This window comes from Minwuia sp., assembly GCF_048263705.1.
GTDB lineage: Bacteria > Pseudomonadota > Alphaproteobacteria > Minwuiales > Minwuiaceae > Minwuia.
The window spans coordinates 55,848-75,557 of sequence record NZ_JBLXDV010000010.1; the positions used below are offsets into that span (position 1 = coordinate 55,848).

Sequence of the window (19,710 nt, forward strand, 5' to 3'; positions counted from 1 at the left end):
GCACGCATGAAAGCCATAGTCTGCGAGAAGATCGGGTCGGTCGACGACCTGAAGGTCGGTGACCTGCCGAAACCGTCGCCCGGGGAAGGCGAGGTGCTGGTGCAGGTGAAGGCCGCGTCGCTGAACTTCCCCGATGTGCTGATGCCGGAAGGCAAGTACCAGTATGCGGGCGAGCCGCCCTTCGCGCCCGGCATGGAAGCCGCCGGAATCGTCGCGGCACTGGGCGAGGGCGTGAGCGGTGTTTCGGTGGGTGACCGGGTCGCGGTGCATCCCTGGATCGGATGTTTTGCCGAATATGTGGTCTCGCCGGTCGACTGGCTGTTCCCGCTGCCCGATGAAATGGACTGGGTGACCGCGGCGGCGTTCGGACTGACCTATGGTACCATCCGGCATGCGCTGGTGGATCGGGGCGAACTGAAGGCGGGGGAGAACCTGCTGGTGCTGGGCGCGGCAGGCGGAACAGGACTGGCTGCCATCGAAGGCGGCAAGGCGCTGGGCGCGCGGGTCATCGCCGCCGCCAGCACCGATGCCAAGCTGGCTGCGTGCAAGGCCAAGGGCGCGGATGTGCTGATCAACTATGCCGAAGGCCCGGAACTGCGCCATCAGGTCAAGGAAGCGACCGATGGCAAGGGCGCGGATGTCATCTTCGACAGCGTAGGCGGCGATTTCAGCCAGCAGGCCATCCGCTCGATCAACTGGGGCGGGCGGATGCTGGTGATCGGCTTCGCGGCCGGGTCGATACCGCAACTGCCGGCCAACCACATCCTGATCAAGCAGATCGAACTGGTCGGTGTGGCCTATCAGGGCTTCTCACGCCGGTTCCCCGACCGGTGTCGCGAAAACATGGCGCAGAACCTCGACTGGTGGCGGCAGGGCAAGCTGAGCCCGCACATCGGGCAGGTCTACGACCTCGACCACGGTATCGATGCCCTGAAGGCGATGCGCGACCGCAAGGCCGAAGGCAAGCTGGTGATCCGGGTTTCCGACTGACCGGCCGCGGCCTCAGCTGACGCCGCGTTCCAGTCCCTCCCAGTAGGGCTTGCGCAACTCGCGCTTCAGGATCTTGCCCGTGGCGTTGCGGGGCAGCTCATCGGTGAAATCGACCGACTTGGGACATTTGTAGTGCGCGATCCGTTCGCGGGCGTAGGCGATGACCTCGCCTTCGGAAATGTCGGTGTCCGGCGCGCGCACCACCACCGCCTTCACCGCCTCGCCCCAGCGCTCGTCCGGCACACCGATGATGGCGACGTCGGCGATGGCCGGATGGCCGAACAGGGCACTCTCGATCTCGGCCGGATAGATGTTCTCGCCGCCCGAGATGATCATGTCCTTCACGCGGTCGAAGATATACAGGAACCCCTCGTCATCGAAGTAGCCCGCGTCGCCGGACCAGAGCCAGCCGTCCTTCAGCGTGCTCTCGGTCGCTTCGGGCAGGTTCCAGTATCCGGCCATCAGCGTGTTCGACCGCAGGATGATCTCGCCGACCTCGCCGGTCGGCATTTCCCTGCCGTCCTCGTCGACGACCTTGACGTCATAGCCCGGTGCGGGCTTGCCGCAGGCGCGCAGCCGGTCGGGCTTCGACAGGTCGTGGTCCTCCTTGGCCATATAGACGCCGCCGCCGTTGGATTCGGTCATGCCGTAGGCCTGCCCGAAGACGGGGCCGAAGATGTCGATGGCCTGCTTCAGAAGCTCGACCGGGATCGGGGCCGCGCCGTACCAGATCTCGTCCATGGACGAGAAATCGACGTCCCGGCAGCCCGGCGTCTGTACCAGGAACAGGATCAGCGCCGGGACCAGGAAGGTCTTGGTGACCCTGTGCTCGGGGATCACGCGCAGGATGTCCGCCGGAATCGCTTCGGCAAGGATCACGGTCTTGGCGCCGACATACATGCCGGCCAGCGCATTGTTCAGCCCGCCGACGTGATACAGCGGCATGCAGACCAGATTGACGTCCTCGGGCCCCCAGCGGCCATAGGCGGACTGGTCCGGATCGGCCAGCAGCGGCCAGAGGTTCAGGCCGGACTGATGGCTCAACTGGACGCCCTTGGGGTGGCCTGTCGTGCCGGATGAATAAAGCTGCGAGGCGATGCTCTCCGGATCGACCTCGATCATCGGATCTGCATCGTCCTGCCGGTCGCGCCAGCTGAAATAGGCCGGATAGCCGCCTTCGCCTTCCAGCGAGATCACCTCGCGCACCTTGGACATCTCGGCCATCTGTTCCGCGGCCAGATCGGCATACCCTTCACCGACGAAGAACACCTCGGCGCCGGAATCATTGACGATGTAGGCGATCTCCGGTCCGGCCAGGCGGAAATTCACCGGCACCAGCACCGCGCCCGTCTTGGCGACGCCGTAGTAGAGTTCCATGAACTGGTCGCAGTTCTTGGTCAGCAGGGCCACGCGCTGCCCCGGCTTCACCCCCATGGCGATCAGCCCGTTGGCGACCTGATTGCTGAAGCGGTCCAGATCGGCGTAACTCGACTGGCGGTCCCGGAAGACGGTCGCGACGGCATCGGGCCGCGCCTTCGCGTGGCCCCGCAGAACATCCGCAACATTCTTCATCGACATCGTTCGCCCTCCCCGGATCGTGTTTTTCTTTTCTATGCCAGAGAGATCGGGCTTGCGCCATAGCCGAGGCTGTGAGATGTAATGTTGTAACACGTTATAAAATAACATTACGTCGAGGTGCCCCGATGACCCGCCTGCTTGCCGCCGCCGCCGTTGCCGCCCTGACCGCCGTGACGGGCATATCGGCATCACATGCCGCGCCGCGTGTTGCGGCGTCGATCCAGCCCGTCCACGCGCTGGTGGCATCGGTGATGGGGGATCTGGGTGATCCCTATCTGCTGGTCCCGCCGGGCGCGTCGCCGCATGACCACGCGCTGAAACCGTCGGACGCCCGTGCGCTGTCGCAGGCGGACGTCGTTTTCTGGGTCGGTCCGCGGATCTCCACGTTTCTGGACAAGGCACTGACCGAACTGGCGGACGATGCACAGATCGTCCGGCTCGGCGATGAGCCGGGGTTGCATCTGCTGCCGCTGCGGGAAGGCGGCGCGTTCGAGCCGCATGCGCACGACCATGGCGGCCACGAGAGTGAGAAGCACGGGCACGACCATGACGATGAGAAACACGGCCATGAAGGCGAGAAGCACGGGCATGACCACGATGACGAGAAGAAGCACGCACACGGTGATGAAGCCGGAGAAGCGGCCCACACCGAGGCGCACATCTGGCTGGAGACCGGCAATGCCGTGATCATGACACAGGCGATCGCGCAGAAGCTTGCCGCGGTCGATCCGGCCAACGCCGACACCTATCGGGCCAACGCGCAGGCAACGGTGGCCCGCCTTCAGGCGCTGTCATCGGAACTGAAGCAGCTTCTCGAACCGGTCAGGGGTCGGCCCTTCATCGTCTTTCACGACGCCTGGCAGCATTTCGAGCATGAGTTCGGCCTGACAGCCGTCGGCTCCATCACCGTCAGCCCCGAAACGCCGCCGGGCGTGCGGCGGATGAGCCGGCTGAGATCGGGCATCCGCGATCTCGGGGTGGTCTGCATCTTCGCCGAGCCGCAATTCGGCGACTCCCTGCCCCGGACCCTGGCCGACGGGACGGACGCGCGGGTGGGGGTCGCCGACCCGCTGGGCGCGGCCTATCCGTCAGGCCCGAACCAGTACGAACAGCTGATGCGGGGCGCAGCCCGGGCGTTCCGGGAATGCCTCGGCTGATTGCTCCCACCCCGCTGCCGCCTGAACGAAAACCAACGCGTCCCATTGATCGAAGAGGTAGAAATGAAGAAATCCGTCATGCCGCTGGTGATCGCGGGCATCCTGCTGGGTGCCGGCGCGCAGGCTCAGGTGTTCGAAGTCATCCATCCCGATATCGAGAAGGGCGGGTTCGAATTCGAGTCCCTGAACGGGCTCACCCTGTCGGACGTCGCGCCCGGCGACGAGCGTTCGGCGCACGAACTGGCTTTCTCCTACGCGCCCGTGTCCTGGTGGAAACCCACCGTGGCGCTGGAGATCGCCAATCCCAAGGGGGCGAACGCCGAGGTCGAGGCCTTCGAGTTCGAGAACGTCTTTCTGATGCCTGGCGGCGGCGGTCACGCCCATGATCATGGTCACGGCGATGAACTGCACGTTCTGCCGGGTCTTTTCCTGGGTATGGAACTGCCGAACGCAGCAGGCATCAACGCTGCCGAGATCAGCGTCGGCCCGGTGCTGGAGGTCGCGCACGGCCCCTGGCTGGCCATCGGCAATCTGTTCGTCGATATTCCGTTCGAGGACGGCACGGACCCCGGCCTGTCCTATGCATTCTCGGTCGCCCGAGGGGTGGGCAGCGACTGGCGGCTGGGCGTCGAGATGTTCGGCAGCTTCGAGCAGGCGTTCGGCGACGCGCCCGCTCTGGACCAGCAACAGCACGTGATCGGCCCTGCGGCCTATACCAGCTTCGACCTCGGCCATGGCCGGGTGATCGAGCCGCGCATCGCGATCCTGGCCGGTCTGACGGACGCCGCACCCGACGCGGTACTCTCGTTCAACGTCGAACTGAAGTTCTGACTCCCCCCGGCGCAAGCCTCCCTCTACACGGCTTGCGAAACGAAAGGGCGCAGCTTTCTAAGGCTGCGCCCTTCTTCGTTCAGCCGCCGGCAATCAGTTCCGACTGCTTGACCAGAGCCTCGGCCTGCTTGATGGAGGCGATGTCGATCAGGCGACCGTCCAGCGCGACCGCGCCGCGGCCTTCCTTCTGTGCCTGTTCCATGGCTTCCAGGATACGCTTGGCCTTGTTCACTTCCTTCTCGGACGGGGTGAAGACCTCGTTCGCGCCGGCGATCTGGCTCGGGTGGATGGCCCATTTGCCTTCGCAGCCCAGGATGGCCGAGCGGCGCGCCTGCGCCTTGTAGCCGTCCGGATCGGAGAAGTCGCCGAACGGGCCGTCGATGGGACGCAGGCCGTTGGCGCGCGCCGCAACCACCATGCGGGCCACGGCATAGTGCCACATGTCACCCCAGTGATAGTCGCGGTTGCCGTCGTCATCGGGGTCGGTCAGCACGCCGTAGTCCGGGTTCGGACCGCCGATGACCGTGGTGCGGGCCTTGGTCGAGGCGGCATAATCGGCCACGCCGAAGTGCAGCGATTCGTTGCGCGGGCTGGCGGCGGCGATCTCGTCCACGTTGGCCATGCCCAGCGCGGTCTCGATGATCATCTCGAAGCCGATGCGCTTCTTCCGGCCGGTCGCGGCCTCGGCCTGGGTCACCAGCATGTCGAGGGCGTAGATGTCCGAGGCCGTGCCCGCCTTCGGGATCATGATCAGGTCGAGCCGCTCGCCGCCCTGTTCGATCACGTCGATCACGTCGCGGTACATGTAATGCGTGTCCAGGCCGTTGATGCGCAGCGACATGGTCTTGTTGCCCCAGTCGATGTCGTTCAGCGCCTCGATGACATTCTTGCGGGCCTGCGGCTTGTCATCGGGTGCGACGGCGTCTTCCAGGTCGAGAAAGATCACGTCGGCGTCCGACTTGGCGGCTTTCTCGAACATTTTCGGCGACGAGCCGGGCACGGCCAGTTCACAACGGTTCAGGCGCGGTGTGGTCTGTTCAACGATCTTGAAGCTCATTTTTCTGCATTCCCCTGTCTGTATGTGCGGTCGGCTATAGCCGCCTTGTCAGCGTCCCGCAAGCGGGTGCTTGGTGTTCACGAGGTCGCTCAGGCCGTCGTCCTGAACGTGTGTGTAGATCTGTGTCGTTGCGATGTCGGCGTGTCCCAGAAGCTTCTGCAGCGTGCGCAGGTCGGCACCCCCGGCCAGCAGATGCGTTGCAAAGGCGTGTCGCAGGACGTGGGGCGATATCTCCGCCGCGTTCAGGTCGGCGCGCGCCGCGAGCTTCTTCAGTTCGGTGGCAAAATGCTGACGTGTCAGATGGCCGTCCCTGCCGCGCGACGGAAACAGGAACGGGGAGGGCATTCCCTTCTTCAGGAACCGGGGGCGGACTTCGAGGTATCTGTCCAGGGCCGTCAGGGCCTCCGGGCTCAGGGGGGCGAGCCGTTCCTTGTTCCCCTTGCCGCGGACCATCAGGAACCGCTTGTCCCCGCGCAGGGGCGGATAGGGCAGACCCAGCAGCTCGCTGACGCGCAGGCCGCCCGCATAAAGCATCTCGATCAGGCAGATCATGCGCACGCCGCGATGGCTCTGGTCCTGCCGCGCTTGCGTCAGCAACGCGCCGATGTCCTCGACCGAAAGCACCTTTGGCAGGGGACGGCCCAGTTTCGGCGTATCCAGCACCGCTGCGGGGTTATCCGTGCGCAGGCCTTCCGAAAACAGAAACCGGTAGAAGCGGCGCGCGGCGGAGGTCTTGCGGGCCTGGGATGACGCGGCGAGTCCGTCGCGCGAAAGCGCGGACAGCCAGGCACGCAGACTGTCTGTATCCGCGTCTTCCAGCGCACGGTTCCGGCCCGCCAGCCAGCCCGACAGGTCGGAAAGGTCGCGCCGGTAGGCGTCGATCGTGCTCGCCGCCGCATGCCGTTCGGCGATCATCATATCCAGAAACAGGGCGATCAGCCGCCGGTCGTCGGTTGTGTCCGGGTCAGCCACCCTGAGCGATGACGGTTTCCACCGCCAGCCGTCGTGCCGCGTCTTCAAGCCCCAGCCGCCGAAGCGAACCGACGATGGTGGATATGGCGACCGGGTCCAGCCCGGCGGGACCGTCCGCACCGATGAGCGCCAGCGCAGCCTGGACGGCTTCACCGAGACGCCCGCCCCCCGTTGCCATCACCAACTGACGCCACAGGCCGGGATCGGACGGCGCGCTGCCGTCGGCGGCTGTGCCGAGCGCCGACTGCCAGATCCGCGATCCGGCAGGCGTACCAAGCGCATCCAGCAGCATCAGCACGGTCAGGGCATGCTGCCTGTCTGCCGCCGATCCCGTCTTCCCTGCCAGCCAGAGGTCCAGCGTCCGGTCGTCGACGGACGTCAGTCCGGCCACCTGGACAAGCGGTTGCGCGCGGGTCTGCTCGGCAACGGCTTCCCCTTCGCCTGCCGCCGCATTCCGGCGCAGCGCGGCCATCCAGTCGCGGGCGCGCGACCGGTCGCCATTCAACAGCGACATGCGCAGGGCAGCCGGCGCCATGAAGGTGACGCCGGACTCGGCCTGCAGCTTTGACAGGAAACCTTCCGCGTAGGCGGCGGCCACATGCCGATCCTCGACCTTTGCGGACTTGTTCCACAGGTCATTCAGCGCCTCGGCCCGGACGGCATCGCTGGTCGCGCCCATTGCGACGACCACCGGGTCGCGAAACGGCTGACCCGCCGGCCCGGTCTTGCCGTCGAACAGCAGCATAATGATCGCCGGAGACATGCCCGCATCGCGAATGGCGATGGTGCCCGCCGCGATCCGGTCATCGGTGTCCATCCGGGGTGCCGCGGCGACCTGGACGGCCAGGTGCGGGGGCAACTGATCGCGCTTGCGCAGGGTTGCGGATTTGGCGGCGATCAGCATCGCCACGTGGATCGCCTGCATGTCCGGTGTGGCATCGATCGTGGCCGGCCTGTCCGACTGCAGCGCGTCGGCCAGTGTGTCGAACAGCGGATCCTTCTGCCCGGTTTCCGACAGCAGGCTCCGCGTCAGGTCGGCGTCGCTGTCGCGTCCCGCCAGCAGATCGCAGAAGACGGTTGCCTTCTGCCAGTAGCCGCGTCCGCCGAGCCTGATCTGTCCCTGCGCCGTGTCGCACGCCCGCTCGGTTTCCCCCAGCACGAACAGGGCTTCGGTCAGCGGTTCGGCGACTTCCGGCGCGGTCGCACCGCCGCCTGCCGCCTCGGCCAGCGCCACGGCACTCTGCGCGTCGCCCAGATGCAGCAGCCTGGTCATGCGGATCGCCAGCAGGGCGTTGTCGTCGAGACGCCCGGGAGCGATATCGCCTGCCGAGAGCAGCAGTTGCCGCGCGAGTTCCCGCGCTGCGGCCGAGCGATAGTGATCGGGCATGCGCTGGAACAGGGTCGCGACCACATCGCGATCCGACCCGCTCCACAGGTTCGCGGGCAGGCCGCCGTTGTCCTCGGTCAGCAGCCCGGCGGCGACGCGGCCGGGCGCGTCCAGGCGGTCGACCTGAATGCCGTCGCCCTGACGCGGACGATCCGCCGGCGCGGTCTGGGCACCGGGGCGCAGGATCTTGGGGCCCGTCGACTGGGCCAGGACCGGCGACGCCTGTGTCGCCAGCGCAAGAACGACGGCGGCCAGAAACGCCCTACTTCGGGAAACGATCATCGGGGATTACCTTCCGGACCTGCTTGGATGGCGGGGGGATATCCGTGGTTGCGACGAAGGCGATGCCGCCTGCGACAAGCACGAATACGAGGGCGAACATTACGAGGAGAATACGACGCATGATGCAGTTGGGATTTTCCTTGGGCCAGCAAAGGTCTAAACGGTATGTCTCAATGTGTGGCGACGGCAGCAGACGGTTGCCTGTTTCGCGTAACACCGGAACAATGATCATCGCCCGGGCAGCATATCTTTGCAGCCCCGTGCCCGCAATCGCGTGCGTGACCTGATCGGGAAGGAAGTTGTGATTCATGCCTGCTGAGGCAGCGCGACAGGAAGACGGAGACCGCAGCCATCCACTGGTGCTGGTCGGGCTGATGGGTGCGGGCAAGAGCACCGTCGGCCGGCGGCTGGCACACCGGCTGAATCGCCGGTTCGTCGATGCCGACGACGAGATCGAGCGCGCGGCGGACATGACCATTCCCGAAATCTTCGAGAAATTCGGTGAGGCGCATTTCCGCGACGGCGAGCGGCGCGTGCTGGCCCGTCTGATGAAGGAAGGCGACATGGTGATCGCGACGGGTGGCGGTGCGTTCATGAACGCGGAAACCCGGTCGCTGATCCGCCGCCACGGCGAATCGATCTGGCTGAAGGCCGATCTCGACACGCTGGTGCGCCGCTGCGCCAAGCGCACGGACCGGCCACTTCTGATGGGGCGCGATCCGGGCGAGGCGCTGGGCGAACTGATGGCCGAGCGGTACCCGATCTATGCCGAAGCCGATCACACCGTGGAAAGCGGCGGCGACACCCACGACCAGGTCGTGGACCGGATCATCAGTGTGCTGGGGATCGAGGACGCATGAACCGCACCGTGAACGTGGCGCTGGGCGCGCGCAGTTATGACATCGTCATCGGCAGCGATCTGCTGACCGGTGCGGGCGCGCATCTTCAGGCTGTCCTGAAGCGACCGCGCACCGTGATCGTGACGGACGAGCATGTCGCGGCGACGCATCTTGAGACCGTTCAGGCATCCTGCCGGGCCGGGGGGATCGACAGCGCGGCCATCGTGCTGCCGCCGGGCGAGGGGACGAAGTGCTTTGCCGAGCTTGAGAAGCTGTGCGCGGCGCTGGTCGATCGTCAGGTCGGGCGCGACGACATGATCGTGGCGCTGGGCGGCGGCGTGATCGGCGATCTGGCCGGTTTCGCCGCTTCGATCCTGCGGCGCGGCGTCGATTTCATCCAGGTGCCGACGACGCTGCTGTCGCAGGTCGACAGTTCCGTCGGCGGCAAGACCGCCATCAATGTGCCGCAGGGCAAGAACCTGATCGGCGCGTTTCACCAGCCGCGCCTGGTGCTGGCCGATGTGGCGACGCTGGAGACCCTGCCGAAGCGCGAGGTGCTGGCCGGGTACGCCGAGGTGGTGAAATACGGACTGCTGGGCGATCCGGGGTTCTTCGAATGGCTGGAAGTCAACGGGAAGTCGGTGATCGAAGGCGATCGCCATGCGCGGATCGAGGCTGTCGCCCGCTCATGCGAGGCCAAGGCGCGGATCGTGGCGGCCGACGAACGCGAGAGCGGTGAGCGGGCGTTGCTGAATCTGGGGCACACGTTCGGGCACGCGCTGGAGGCCGAAGCCGGTTTCGACGGCACGCTGCTGCACGGCGAAGGCGTGGCGATCGGCATGATGCAGGCGTTCGAGCTTTCGGTGCGGCTCGGACTTTGCCCGGGCCAGGACGCGGAGCGTGTGCGCCGTCATTTCGAGAGCGTCGGCCTGCCGGTCCGTCCGGCGGACCGGGGGCTGGACGGCGTGCCTGCTGACCGGCTAATGGACCACATGGCCCAGGACAAGAAGGTTCGCGACGGGCGTCTGACTTTCATTATGGTGCGGCGAATCGGCGAAGCCTTCGTGACCCGCGACATCGCCGCCAATGCGGTACACGACTATCTCTCCGGCAAGGTGGCCTGATCCATGGACACGTCTCTTCTCATCTACATCGGTTCGATTGTCGTGCTGCTGTTTCTTTCCGGCTTCTTCTCAGGGTCGGAAACCGCGCTGACCGCCGCGTCGCGGGCGCGCATGCACCATCTGGAGCGGCTGGGCAACAAGCGGGCGAAACGCGTCAGCGAACTGGTCGAGCATCAGGAAAGACTGATCGGCTCCATCCTGCTGGGCAACAATCTGGTCAATATCCTGGCGTCGTCGCTGGCGACCACCGTGCTGATCGCGCTGGTCGGCGATGCCGCCGTGGCGGTCGCGACGATCGTCATGACCCTGCTGGTGCTGATCTTCGCCGAGGTGCTGCCGAAGACCTACGCCATCCGCAATCCGGACCGCGTCGCGCTGGCCGTCTCCCCGATCATCGGCTTTCTGGTGCCGATCCTGTCGCCGGCGGTCAACGCGATCCAGGTCGTGGTCCGGTCCACACTCAAGCTTTTCGGGGCCTACGACACGAACAGCAACGACATCTCGGTTCAGGACGAACTGAAGGGCACGATCGAATTGCACGCGCGGGACGGCACCGTGCGCAAGACCGCGAAGGACATGCTGGGCTCGATTCTGGAACTGGACGATGTCGATCTGTCCGAGGTGATGGTGCACCGGCGGCGGGTCTTCATGCTGAACGCCGAGGACGCGCCCGAGAAGATCGTTGCCGACGCGCTGGCCAGCAACCACACGCGCATCCCGATCTGGCGGGGCGAGCGCGAGGAGGTTGTCGGCGTGCTGCATGCCAAGGATCTGGCGCGGGAACTGGCACGTCACGGCGGCGATCCGTCGAAGGTGGATGTGGAGGCCGTGGCACGCGAACCCTGGTTCGTGCCGGAGACGACGACCCTGCGCGAGCAGTTGAACGCCTTCCGGCGCCGGCACGCCCATTTCGCGCTGGTAATCGACGAATATGGCGACCTGCAGGGCGTGGTCACGCTGGAAGACATCCTGGAGGAGATCGTCGGCGATATCTCCGACGAGTTCGACGCGGCGACGCCGGGTGTCAAGGTGCTGCCGAACGATGCCTATGAGGTCGAGGGCTCGGTGACGATCCGCGATCTGAACCGGCGCTTCGACTGGCATCTGCCCGACGAGGAAGCGGCGACCATCGCGGGCCTTGTCGTCTATGAAGCGCAGACGCTGCCCGACGCGGGGCAGATCTTCCGCTTTCACGGTTTCACGTTCGAGGTGCTGGAGCGCCGCCGCAACCGCATCAACCGGCTGAAGATCACCCCGCCCGAACCCGTTCAGTAAGGGCGGGAGCGTTTGACCGCCGAACTGTTCGCGATCATCGCGCCGGTTTTCCTGATCGCCGGGATCGGCCTGGCGTGGGGCCGGCTCAAACTGCCTTTCGACACGGCGACCGTCACCGGAATTGCCACCAGGGTTGGCACGCCGGCGCTGATCCTCGCCACGCTGTCGCGGCTGGAGGTGACGGCGGAGGCCTTCACCGAAATGCTGCTGGCGACGGTGCTGACGCTGGGCGGCTTCGCACTCGTCGGGCTGGCAGTGCTGCTGGTCTGCCGCATGTCGCCGCGTGCGTTCCTGACGCCGGTGATGATGGCCAATGCGGGCAACATGGGCCTGCCACTGTGCCTGTTTGCCTTCGGGCAGGAAGGGCTGTCGCTGGGCATCGCCTGCTTCGCGGTGATCGCGGGTTATCATTTCACCTTCGGGATCGCGCTGGTTTCCGGGCGTTGGTCGTTCGCGGCGATCCTGAAGACGCCCGTCGTCTGGGCCAGCGTGATCGGGATCGGTCTGCTGCTGGCGGGAACGCCGCTGCCAGGCTGGCTGCACAATACGCTGCAGGTGCTGGGCGGCATCGCGATTCCGCTGATGCTGATCGCACTGGGCGTGTCGCTGGCCTCGCTGGAGGTCCGCAGCCTGAAGGACGGCACCATCGTCGCGCTGATCCGCCTGGTCGCCGGGCTGGCGGTCGGGCTGGGAGTGGCCGAACTGCTGGGTCTGGAAGGCGCGGCGCGGGGCGTGATCATCATCCAGTCCGCCATGCCGGTCGCCGTCTTCAACTACCTGTTCGCGGCCACCTATGATCAGCGTCCCGGCGCGGTTGCGGGATCGGTGCTGATCTCAACGGCGATCTCGTTCCTGACGCTGCCGTTCCTGCTGCTGCTCGCGCTCGAAAGATTCTAGAGCGGTCCAGCATTCGATTGAAACGACAGGGTGTCGCCCCCGCCTCCGTGCGGGGGCAACGAACGACCCGGCGAACACTGCGCGTGTCGGCTATTCGGTGAGGCCTCCGGATAAACCGGGGGTGACAGTTCGAGCGTCGGCGATCCAGTCGAAGACGGGACTTTGCCAGGACAGGCTCAGCCGGAACGCTCTGGCACTCAGAGTTCTTTCCGGCTCGCGAGTGCCGTGATCAGGGTGCCATCGTCCAGATAGTCCAGTTCGCCGCCGACCGGCACACCGCGCGCCAGCCGCGTGATGGCGACGTTGCAGCCCTCCAGGCGTTCGGTCAGATAGTGCGCCGTCGTCTGACCATCGACGGTGGCGTTGGTCGCCAGAATGATCTCCGAGACGGCCCCGGAGGCGGCACGGGGGATCAGGTTCTCGATGTTCAGGTCCTCGGGCGTGATGCCGTCCAGCGCGGACAGCACACCGCCCAGCACGTGATAACGGCCCCGGAAGGCGGACGCCCGTTCCAGCGCCCACAGGTCGCCGACCTGCTCCACCACGCAGATGCTGGTGACGTCGCGGCGCGGATCGGTGCAGATCTCGCACGGATCGGTGGTGTCGATGTTGCCGCACTGGCTGCAGACGCCGACGGATTCCGCGGTCTCGGCCAAGGCCTCGGCCAGCGGCCGCATCACCGTTTCCTTCTGCTGGATCATGTGCAGGGCCACGCGGCGCGCGGATCGCGGTCCCAGCCCCGGCAGTTTTGCCAACTGCCGGATCAGCCGTTCGACATCAGCGGCTGCCATGGATCAGAACGGCAGTTTCATGCCCGCGGGCAGGTCCAGGCCGCCCGTTGCCTCGGCCATCTTTTCCTTCATGGCCGCGTCGGCACGCTTCTTGGCGTCATTGTGGGCGGCGACGATCAGGTCTTCCAGCATTTCAGGATCCGCGGGATCGACGATGGACGGGTCGACCTTGATGGCTTGCATCACGCCCTTGGCCGTCAGCGTCACTTTCACCATGCCCGCACCGGATTCGCCGGTTACTTCCATGGTTTCCAGCTCGGCCTGCATGGTTTCCATCTTTTCCTGCATGGCCTTGGCCTGCTTCATCAGGTTGCCCAGATTCTTCATGTCTCGTCGATCTCCTCATCGTCGACCGGGGGCGGGCCCGGCAATGTTTCCAGATCGTGATCGCTGATCACCTTCGCCTGCGGAAAATACCGTTTCACCGCCAGCAGCAGCGGATCGTTCGCCTTGGCCTCGCGTTCGGCTTCGGCCTCGGCGCGCTTCACCGACGCGATGGTCGGTGCGCCTTCCTTGTTGGAAATGATCACGCCCCAGCGCGCACCGGTATGGCTGTTCAGCCAGTTCACCAGCCGCTGGCTGAAATCCTTCGGCGGGTCGTTCTCCAGCCCGATTTCCAGCCGTCCGGGCTGATAATCGACCAGCCGGACATGCTCCTCGATCAGGCCCAGCAGACGGACTTCGTTGCGGTCCTCGACGAACTGCATCAGCGCCTGGAAATCCTGGGGCAAAGCCTGCCGCAGTGCCTCGGGCGCCGGTTCCGGCTTCGGCGCAGCCTGCTGCTGGCCGCCGGCATAGGCGCGTGGCGCGCCCGATGGCGCGGGGGGCTGCGATGCCTGTCCACCCGTCGGTGCGCTGGTTGTTGTACCGGACGCCATGCCCTGCTGTACGCGCCGCATCAGGTCCGCCGGGTCGGGCAGGTCGGCGGCGTAGGCCAGCCGGATCACGGCCATCTCGGCGGCGGCGATGGGGGATGGCGCCGTGCGGGCCTCGGCGACCGCCTTCAGCAACATCGACCAGGCGCGGCTGAGCACCGGCATGGCCAGCGCTTCCGCCATGCGCTGCCCGGCCTCGCGCTCCTCGACCGCGCGGGCCTCGGGGGCCTCGTGGCCGGGGGCCAGCTTCTCCGACGACAGCCAGTGCGTGATGTCCAGCAGATCCTGCAGGATCACCAGCGGATCCGCGCCGGCGTCATACAGCGTGCGCAGAATGCCCAGCGCCTTTGCCGCTTCGCCCCGCATGACCGCCTCATACAGGTCCAGTGCCTGCATCCGGTCGACCAGGCCCAGCATCTCGCGGACCATGGCGACGTCGGCGGTGCCCGCGCCATGACCGATGGCCTGATCCAGCAGGGACAGCGAATCGCGCACCGATCCATCCGCCGCGCGTGCCAGAAGCTGCAGCGCGCCCTCGTCGATGCTCGCGCCCTCCTCTCCGGCGATCCGGGCGAGATGGGCCATCAGCTTGTCGGCGGGTACGCGTTTCAGGTCGAAGCGCTGGCAACGCGACAGCACCGTCACCGGCACCTTGCGGATTTCCGTGGTCGCGAAGATGAAGATGACGTGCTCGGGTGGTTCTTCCAGCGTCTTCAGCAGCGCGTTGAACGAACTGTTCGACAGCATGTGCACTTCGTCGATGATGTAGACCTTGGTGCGCGCCTGAACCGGCAGATAGGGCACGCCGTCCAGCAGTTCGCGCATCTGCTCGACCTTGGTGCGGCTGGCGGCATCCAGTTCCTGCACGTCGATGTGGCGGCCGTCGGCGATCTGCCGGCAGTCGGTGCAGGTACCGCAGGGGGTCATGGTCGGCCCGTCGGCGGTCGAGCAGTTCAACGCCTTGGCGATGATGCGTGCGGTCGTGGTCTTGCCCACGCCGCGCACGCCGGTCAGCATGTAGCCGTGATGCAGGCGGTCATGTTCGATGGCGTTCGACAGGGTGCGGACCAGCGCATCCTGTCCGATCAGTTCGTCAAAGGTCTGGGGACGGTACTTGCGGGCGAGAACCTGATAGGGCGCTGGTGCTGCCTCGGTCATCGTCCGTCACGGTCTCCTGAAAGCGAGAAGGTGGAAGGCTGCCGGGCGACCCGGACCGGAATCGTTACGGCTGCTTCCTTCCGGACCTGACCGGGTTGGCGAGCAGTCCGTCCGCCAGCAACCTTCCACGCTCTATATCGCGCGGATGGGGGGCCGATTTCAAGGGGGAGTTAGCTGCCCAGTTCGCGGCTGCGTTTGGTGGCCGCCGCAACCGCCCGTTCCATCAGCGGTTTCAGGCCGTCCGCGCCCATCAGAACCTCCAGCGCGGCGGCGGTCGTGCCGCCCGGACTGGTGACATTCACCCGAAGCTGCGCCGGATCGTCATCGGCGTCGCGGGCCAGTGCGCCTGCCCCGTAGACCGTCTGCAGGGCCAGTTCCTTCGCCAGGTCTTCCGGAAGCCCTGCCGCCACCCCTGCTTCGCCCAGGGTCTCGATCAGATGGAACACATAGGCCGGGCCGGAACCGGAGACGGCGGTGACCGCGTCCATGTGGGCCTCGTCGTCGATCCAGGCGACATTGCCGACCGCGGCCAGCAGCGCCCCGGCGCGTTCCTTCATCGCCTCGGTCACATTGGCGTTGGGGCAGGCCACCATCATGCCTTTCCCTACGGCGGCGGGCGTGTTGGGCATGGTGCGCACGATGGCCGCGTCGCTGCCGAGCTCCGTCTCGAAGAAGCCGATGGTGGTGCCCGCGGCAATCGACAGGAACTGCGTGCCGTCTCCCTTGAAGCGCTTGTAGTCGCCGACGACGTCGGGCATCTGCTGCGGCTTCACGGCGAAGATCACGCAGTCGGGCTGGAAATCGTCGGGTATCGCATCGGGGCCGTTCAGCGCCTTCACGCCGGTTTCGGCGATGGGCGCACGCAATGCCTCCGCCGGTTCCACCACGACCACCGTTGCCGGGTTCGTGCCTTCGGCCAGCCAGCCCTGCAGCATCGCACCACCCATCTTGCCGCAACCGACCAGCAGAAGTCCTTCAGCCATCGTCAGACCTCCACGAAGTCGGAACAGTAGGGGTTCATCTTCCGCTCGTTGCCGAAGGTCGATGTCTGGCCGTGGCCGGGCACGAACGTCATGTCGTCGCCCAGCGGCCAGAGCTTCTCGCGGATCGAGGTGATGAGCTGCTTGTGGTTGCCGCGCGGGAAGTCGGTGCGGCCGACCGAGCCGTGAAAGATCACGTCGCCGACGATGGCGATCTTCGACTCCTCATGGAAGAAGATCACATGGCCCGGCGTATGACCGGGGCAGTGGCGCACGCCCAGGGTCATGGATCCCACCGTGACCTCGTCGCCATCCTCCAGCCAGCGGTCGGGCGTGAACGACCGCGAACCGTCGAAGCCGTAGCGCTTGCCCTGCTCGTCCAGCTTCTCGATCCAGAAGGTCTCTTCCTTCTGCGGGCCTTCGATGGGCAGGTCCAGCTGCTCGGCCAGGTCGGCGACCGCGCCCGCATGGTCCAGATGGCCGTGGGTCACCAGGATCTTTTCCAGCTTCACACCGTGTTTCTCGACCACTTCCAGGATGCGTTCCTTGTCGCCGCCGGGATCGGTCAGCGCCCCGACCATGGTATCCGGGTCCCAGATGACGCAGGCGTTCTGGCGGAACGGGGTAACGGGAACGATGGCGACTTTCATGGATGGACCTCACGTGACGGGCGTACAGCAGCCCTATCGTGAAGCCTTTCTGACAGTCGGGGTCAAGCCCGCTTCTTGCGCGGGCTAAACGGCAGGGGCCGGTTCAGGCCGCTTCCTGATAGCCCAGGATCGCCCGCGATTCGCCTTCGGAATAGAACACCTTTGCGATGTCCTCGTTCTTCTGCAGGATTTCGGCGCGGAACTGGATCGGGTATTTCGTCAGCGAGCGGTAGTAGCGGTCCATCGAAAGCTTGCCGCCGACATACTGCGAGAACACCTTCGACTTGTGCTCCGTCGAGAACGCCTTCTCCGACAGGGCCTCCAGACCCAGGAACTCCCGCATCGAATTCATCGTGATCAGCGGGTTCAGCAGGACATCCTCGAACTTCACGAACAGGGTCCGCTCCATCACCGATTCATTGTTGAAGGGGAAGTGGGCATAGGGGTTGCGGAACTGCTTCGTCGCATAGTCGACGTCGCTGTAGCGGTCCATCAGCGAGGCGATGCTGGTCACCGGATGGCGGACCATGAAGATGAACTTCGCCTGCGGATAGAGCGCCGAGATCGCTTCGGCGCGGAGTGCGTTGTCGGGCGTCTGCTCGCCGAAGATGTGACCGTCCGAGCCCGCCGACGCCGCGAACTCGGCATAGAGCGCGGCGACCGACGCCGCCCAGGTGCGGTCGCCCTGTTCGAAGCGGGCCATGTAGCGCGCGAAGTCGAAATCCTCGACATAGGCCTTCTGGGACAGCACGTCCTTGGTCACGTCGGACCGGGACGAGAAGACGAGATTCTCATAGAAGCTGTAGTGGAACAGGCATTTGTGCAGGAAGGGCGTCACCGGCACATTGGTTGCAAATTCTTGCAGGCTGCCGCACAGCGCCGGGTCGACGCCCTCGATCCCGCCGCCCTGACGGACCACGCGCGTGATCATGTCATACAGGTTCGACAGGCGCGTCATCACCATGGTCGCCTGCACCGCGCAGATCTCGGGCATCTGGTCCAGCATGGTGCCGGTCACGGTGGTCCCGCTGCGTTCCGAGCCGGCAATGAAAAAGTCGATGCGTTCCGGTGTCATGAAATCTGCCCTCGCGTCTGTTGCGGGGCAAGAGCATCCGTGAAGCCGGTGAACATGCCGTTAACGATGATTTCCGGGGAACTGGTCCCGGTGAAGACCGCGCCAGGCCGCCCACGGCTCTGGCGGGTCGGGACGGGAGACACTCCTACGCATCGTTCAGTCTTCATCTTCCGTCATTCTTGGAGTAGAAATTTGAATAAAATCCTGTATCCGTAGGAAAATATTGCCGTTGGAAGATGTAATTTCATATTTTTATTAGGAAACTCAAATTTGACAAGTGCAGGAAAACTTCTATATACACAGTATCGGGAAATAACTCTTTATCTGATAGAGTTTTCGAGATTTCCGGCACACACAATACTCGATCCGAAGAGGCAGCAGACGGCCATGGCTGCAATTCCGGCCTGGCGGCCGGCGGGGTATTGACGCGCACGACCGCGAATTTTTGATCGGGATCAGATCGGCAAGACGGTGCCTTATCCGTCACAGGACACATGATGACTTCATCCGAACGGAAGACACCCCGCGTGCAACGTGATCGGCACGGGGCAGCATATCCCATCGTCCTGCGGTCGATGACGGGCATACGCGTTGCGCCGCGTGTCTGGATGCCGCTTCTCGCCATACTGCTCACGCTTGTGATGCTGCCGGCGATGTCGCTCGCGCAGTCCGGAAGTGACGGTATTCCCGCGAATGCCCATGCGAAAAGCTATGGCTCCGGATGGGACTGCGACCGTTCCTTCCGCGCCCGGGGCAACGAATGCGTCGCCGTCGATGTGCCGGCGAACGCATATCCGACACATCGATCCTATGGGGTGGGATGGGCATGCGCACACGGCTTCATCGAGATCGACCAGTCATCCTGTGTCCGTGTTGCCGTGCCGGACGGCGGATATCTCACCGCCTCCGGTGAGGGCTGGAAGTGCCTGCGCGGCCACGCGAAGGTCGATGAGACCTGTCGCAAGATCGTGCTGCCGGACAACGCCTATCTGTCCGATAACGCATATGGACCGGCCTGGCTTTGCGACCGCGGCTACAGGGTCGCGGGAGACGAATGCGCCGCCATCCGGATTCCGGAAAACGGCTTTCTGAACACATCATCCTACGGGCTGCCGTGGTCATGCGAGCGCGGCTTCTTCGAACAGGACGGTCGGTGCGCGGCGGTCCAGGTGCCGGAGAATGGCTACTTCCATGAGGCGGCCTATGGTGCGGGCTGGAAATGTGATCGCGGCTACGCAGTGTCCGGGAATCTCTGCATCGCCATCGACCTGCCCGAGAACGCGCATCTCGACAGATCGGGAAACCGCTGGGAATGCCACAAGGGATTCAAGCAGTCGAAAGACACTTGCGTTCTGGCCAGGTGACCTCCGGGAACCGCGCGCCAGGCACCGGACCCGGACCGGCGACCGCGCCCGCCAGCGATCACGCGGCGCGGACGCTGCTCGCGACCGGTCAGCAGGACACGAATACGGCTGGCCTCGCGATGCCCGAAGGTGTCGCCTTCGCAGGCACCACCAGCGATCACCTCGTCACAAGAATGTCCGGTGTGCCCGCGAGTGTCGGCAGCGAAATGCGGTTTCAGCCCGACTACAGTGCCCTGATGCGCGCCATGAGCGCACCTGATGTCGCAAAAGTCCTGTACAATGGCTAACCTCTTCCCGCGACGACCCCCGCAAACCTCAGCAACCCCCTGTCCGGAGTCCGCATCATGCGCAAGCTACACAGAGATCCCCCGGGCCCTTCGGGCAAGAGCATCCGTGAAGCCGGTGAACATGCCGTTAACTATGACGGG

20 protein-coding genes and 1 other RNA gene are annotated in these 19,710 nt (G+C 65.2%); 9 read left to right on the top strand and 12 right to left on the bottom strand.

The genetic code is table 11. The features are described 5' to 3' along the window. Positions 1-6 precede the first annotated feature (6 nt). Complete coding sequence (locus ACN0X7_RS14620; RefSeq protein ID WP_417518531.1) at positions 7-990, top strand: NADPH:quinone oxidoreductase family protein; 984 nt, start codon at positions 7-9, stop codon at positions 988-990. 12 nt (positions 991-1,002) lie between these two features. Here ACN0X7_RS14620 and ACN0X7_RS14625 read toward each other — a convergent pair whose 3' ends face one another. Further along, positions 1,003-2,568 carry a long-chain-fatty-acid--CoA ligase gene (locus tag ACN0X7_RS14625; RefSeq protein WP_417518533.1) on the bottom strand — a complete coding sequence of 522 codons (1,566 nt, stop codon included), beginning with the start codon at positions 2,566-2,568 and terminating at the stop codon, positions 1,003-1,005. A 125-nt stretch (positions 2,569-2,693) separates the two neighbouring features. Between ACN0X7_RS14625 and ACN0X7_RS14630 the strand changes: the two genes are divergently transcribed. Together ACN0X7_RS14630 and ACN0X7_RS14635 are read left to right on the top strand one after the other, a co-directional pair. Continuing rightward, positions 2,694-3,725: a zinc ABC transporter substrate-binding protein gene (locus ACN0X7_RS14630; protein ID WP_417518535.1), complete on the top strand. Its 1,032-nt coding sequence runs from the start codon at positions 2,694-2,696 to the stop codon at positions 3,723-3,725. Positions 3,726-3,788: 63 nt separating this feature from the next. Further along, entirely contained in the window at positions 3,789-4,556 is a 768-nt protein-coding gene (locus ACN0X7_RS14635; protein WP_417518537.1) for a hypothetical protein, read from the top strand. A 79-nt stretch (positions 4,557-4,635) separates the two neighbouring features. Here ACN0X7_RS14635 and ACN0X7_RS14640 read toward each other — a convergent pair whose 3' ends face one another. The 4 genes from ACN0X7_RS14640 to ACN0X7_RS14655 are packed head-to-tail and all read right to left on the bottom strand — an operon-like array spanning position 4,636 to position 8,564. Next, a complete protein-coding gene (locus tag ACN0X7_RS14640) occupies positions 4,636-5,613 on the bottom strand; it encodes an HpcH/HpaI aldolase/citrate lyase family protein (protein WP_417518539.1) in 978 nt (325 codons plus the stop codon). Positions 5,614-5,661: 48 nt separating this feature from the next. Continuing rightward, positions 5,662-6,585: a site-specific tyrosine recombinase XerD gene (locus tag ACN0X7_RS14645; RefSeq protein ID WP_417518541.1), complete on the bottom strand. Its 924-nt coding sequence runs from the start codon at positions 6,583-6,585 to the stop codon at positions 5,662-5,664. Continuing rightward, a complete protein-coding gene (locus ACN0X7_RS14650; RefSeq protein WP_417518543.1) occupies positions 6,578-8,254 on the bottom strand; it encodes a hypothetical protein in 1,677 nt (558 codons plus the stop codon). The genes ACN0X7_RS14645 and ACN0X7_RS14650 overlap by 8 nt, the downstream gene beginning before the upstream one ends. Continuing rightward, on the bottom strand, positions 8,235-8,564 hold the full coding sequence (locus tag ACN0X7_RS14655; RefSeq protein WP_417518545.1) for a hypothetical protein: 330 nt from the start codon (positions 8,562-8,564) through the stop codon (positions 8,235-8,237). The genes ACN0X7_RS14650 and ACN0X7_RS14655 overlap by 20 nt, the downstream gene beginning before the upstream one ends. On the opposite strand from ACN0X7_RS14655, the gene ACN0X7_RS14660 reads away from it, so the two are divergent. The 4 genes from ACN0X7_RS14660 to ACN0X7_RS14675 are packed head-to-tail and all read left to right on the top strand — an operon-like array spanning position 8,563 to position 12,389. Beyond that, positions 8,563-9,114, top strand: coding sequence for a shikimate kinase (locus ACN0X7_RS14660; RefSeq protein ID WP_417518547.1), 552 nt, complete (start codon positions 8,563-8,565; stop codon positions 9,112-9,114). The two genes, ACN0X7_RS14655 and ACN0X7_RS14660, sit on opposite strands and share 2 nt — an antisense overlap. Beyond that, on the top strand, positions 9,111-10,217 hold the full coding sequence (aroB, locus tag ACN0X7_RS14665) for a 3-dehydroquinate synthase (protein WP_417518549.1): 1,107 nt from the start codon (positions 9,111-9,113) through the stop codon (positions 10,215-10,217). Before ACN0X7_RS14660 ends, aroB begins: the two co-directional genes overlap by 4 nt. Before the next feature lie 3 nt (positions 10,218-10,220). Next, the gene (locus ACN0X7_RS14670; protein ID WP_417518551.1) at positions 10,221-11,492 is read left to right on the top strand and encodes an HlyC/CorC family transporter; all 1,272 of its coding nucleotides are present in this window, start codon (positions 10,221-10,223) and stop codon (positions 11,490-11,492) included. A 12-nt stretch (positions 11,493-11,504) separates the two neighbouring features. Next, complete coding sequence (locus ACN0X7_RS14675; protein ID WP_417518553.1) at positions 11,505-12,389, top strand: AEC family transporter; 885 nt, start codon at positions 11,505-11,507, stop codon at positions 12,387-12,389. Positions 12,390-12,586: 197 nt separating this feature from the next. On the opposite strand, the gene recR is transcribed toward ACN0X7_RS14675, so the two are convergent. The 7 genes from recR to ACN0X7_RS14710 form a co-directional block, all read right to left on the bottom strand. After that, positions 12,587-13,180 carry a recombination mediator RecR gene (gene recR, locus ACN0X7_RS14680; RefSeq protein ID WP_417518555.1) on the bottom strand — a complete coding sequence of 198 codons (594 nt, stop codon included), beginning with the start codon at positions 13,178-13,180 and terminating at the stop codon, positions 12,587-12,589. 3 nt (positions 13,181-13,183) lie between these two features. Next, positions 13,184-13,507: a YbaB/EbfC family nucleoid-associated protein gene (locus ACN0X7_RS14685; protein ID WP_417518557.1), complete on the bottom strand. Its 324-nt coding sequence runs from the start codon at positions 13,505-13,507 to the stop codon at positions 13,184-13,186. Continuing rightward, the gene (locus tag ACN0X7_RS14690) at positions 13,504-15,213 is read right to left on the bottom strand and encodes a DNA polymerase III subunit gamma/tau (RefSeq protein ID WP_417518559.1); all 1,710 of its coding nucleotides are present in this window, start codon (positions 15,211-15,213) and stop codon (positions 13,504-13,506) included. Before ACN0X7_RS14690 ends, ACN0X7_RS14685 begins: the two co-directional genes overlap by 4 nt. Positions 15,214-15,242: 29 nt before the next feature. Continuing rightward, positions 15,243-15,340, bottom strand: an RNA gene (gene ffs, locus ACN0X7_RS14695) — signal recognition particle sRNA small type. A 43-nt stretch (positions 15,341-15,383) separates the two neighbouring features. Continuing rightward, positions 15,384-16,196, bottom strand: coding sequence for a pyrroline-5-carboxylate reductase (gene proC, locus ACN0X7_RS14700; protein WP_417518561.1), 813 nt, complete (start codon positions 16,194-16,196; stop codon positions 15,384-15,386). A gap of 2 nt (positions 16,197-16,198) precedes the next feature. After that, positions 16,199-16,843: an MBL fold metallo-hydrolase gene (locus tag ACN0X7_RS14705; RefSeq protein ID WP_417518563.1), complete on the bottom strand. Its 645-nt coding sequence runs from the start codon at positions 16,841-16,843 to the stop codon at positions 16,199-16,201. A gap of 103 nt (positions 16,844-16,946) precedes the next feature. After that, a complete protein-coding gene (locus ACN0X7_RS14710; RefSeq protein ID WP_417518565.1) occupies positions 16,947-17,918 on the bottom strand; it encodes a sulfotransferase family protein in 972 nt (323 codons plus the stop codon). A gap of 527 nt (positions 17,919-18,445) precedes the next feature. Between ACN0X7_RS14710 and ACN0X7_RS14715 the strand changes: the two genes are divergently transcribed. Together ACN0X7_RS14715 and ACN0X7_RS14720 are read left to right on the top strand one after the other, a co-directional pair. Continuing rightward, on the top strand, positions 18,446-19,282 hold the full coding sequence (locus ACN0X7_RS14715) for a hypothetical protein (protein ID WP_417518567.1): 837 nt from the start codon (positions 18,446-18,448) through the stop codon (positions 19,280-19,282). Continuing rightward, a complete protein-coding gene (locus tag ACN0X7_RS14720; RefSeq protein ID WP_417518569.1) occupies positions 19,264-19,569 on the top strand; it encodes a hypothetical protein in 306 nt (101 codons plus the stop codon). Before ACN0X7_RS14715 ends, ACN0X7_RS14720 begins: the two co-directional genes overlap by 19 nt. Positions 19,570-19,710 lie beyond the last annotated feature (141 nt).

What these genes read in the sequence shown, in the direction of transcription:
- ACN0X7_RS14620 (WP_417518531.1), top strand. Translation starts at nt 7, where the DNA reads ATGAAAGCCATAGTCTGCGAGAAGATCGGGTCGGTCGACGACCTGAAG.
- ACN0X7_RS14625 (WP_417518533.1), bottom strand. Translation starts at nt 2,568, where the DNA reads ATGTCGATGAAGAATGTTGCGGATGTTCTGCGGGGCCACGCGAAGGCG.
- ACN0X7_RS14630 (WP_417518535.1), top strand. Translation starts at nt 2,694, where the DNA reads ATGACCCGCCTGCTTGCCGCCGCCGCCGTTGCCGCCCTGACCGCCGTG.
- ACN0X7_RS14635 (WP_417518537.1), top strand. Translation starts at nt 3,789, where the DNA reads ATGAAGAAATCCGTCATGCCGCTGGTGATCGCGGGCATCCTGCTGGGT.
- ACN0X7_RS14640 (WP_417518539.1), bottom strand. Translation starts at nt 5,613, where the DNA reads ATGAGCTTCAAGATCGTTGAACAGACCACACCGCGCCTGAACCGTTGT.
- ACN0X7_RS14650 (WP_417518543.1), bottom strand. Translation starts at nt 8,254, where the DNA reads ATGATCGTTTCCCGAAGTAGGGCGTTTCTGGCCGCCGTCGTTCTTGCG.
- ACN0X7_RS14660 (WP_417518547.1), top strand. Translation starts at nt 8,563, where the DNA reads ATGCCTGCTGAGGCAGCGCGACAGGAAGACGGAGACCGCAGCCATCCA.
- ACN0X7_RS14655 (WP_417518545.1), bottom strand. Translation starts at nt 8,564, where the DNA reads ATGAATCACAACTTCCTTCCCGATCAGGTCACGCACGCGATTGCGGGC.
- aroB (WP_417518549.1), top strand. Translation starts at nt 9,111, where the DNA reads ATGAACCGCACCGTGAACGTGGCGCTGGGCGCGCGCAGTTATGACATC.
- ACN0X7_RS14670 (WP_417518551.1), top strand. Translation starts at nt 10,221, where the DNA reads ATGGACACGTCTCTTCTCATCTACATCGGTTCGATTGTCGTGCTGCTG.
- recR (WP_417518555.1), bottom strand. Translation starts at nt 13,180, where the DNA reads ATGGCAGCCGCTGATGTCGAACGGCTGATCCGGCAGTTGGCAAAACTG.
- ACN0X7_RS14685 (WP_417518557.1), bottom strand. Translation starts at nt 13,507, where the DNA reads ATGAAGAATCTGGGCAACCTGATGAAGCAGGCCAAGGCCATGCAGGAA.
- ACN0X7_RS14690 (WP_417518559.1), bottom strand. Translation starts at nt 15,213, where the DNA reads ATGACCGAGGCAGCACCAGCGCCCTATCAGGTTCTCGCCCGCAAGTAC.
- proC (WP_417518561.1), bottom strand. Translation starts at nt 16,196, where the DNA reads ATGGCTGAAGGACTTCTGCTGGTCGGTTGCGGCAAGATGGGTGGTGCG.
- ACN0X7_RS14705 (WP_417518563.1), bottom strand. Translation starts at nt 16,843, where the DNA reads ATGAAAGTCGCCATCGTTCCCGTTACCCCGTTCCGCCAGAACGCCTGC.
- ACN0X7_RS14710 (WP_417518565.1), bottom strand. Translation starts at nt 17,918, where the DNA reads ATGACACCGGAACGCATCGACTTTTTCATTGCCGGCTCGGAACGCAGC.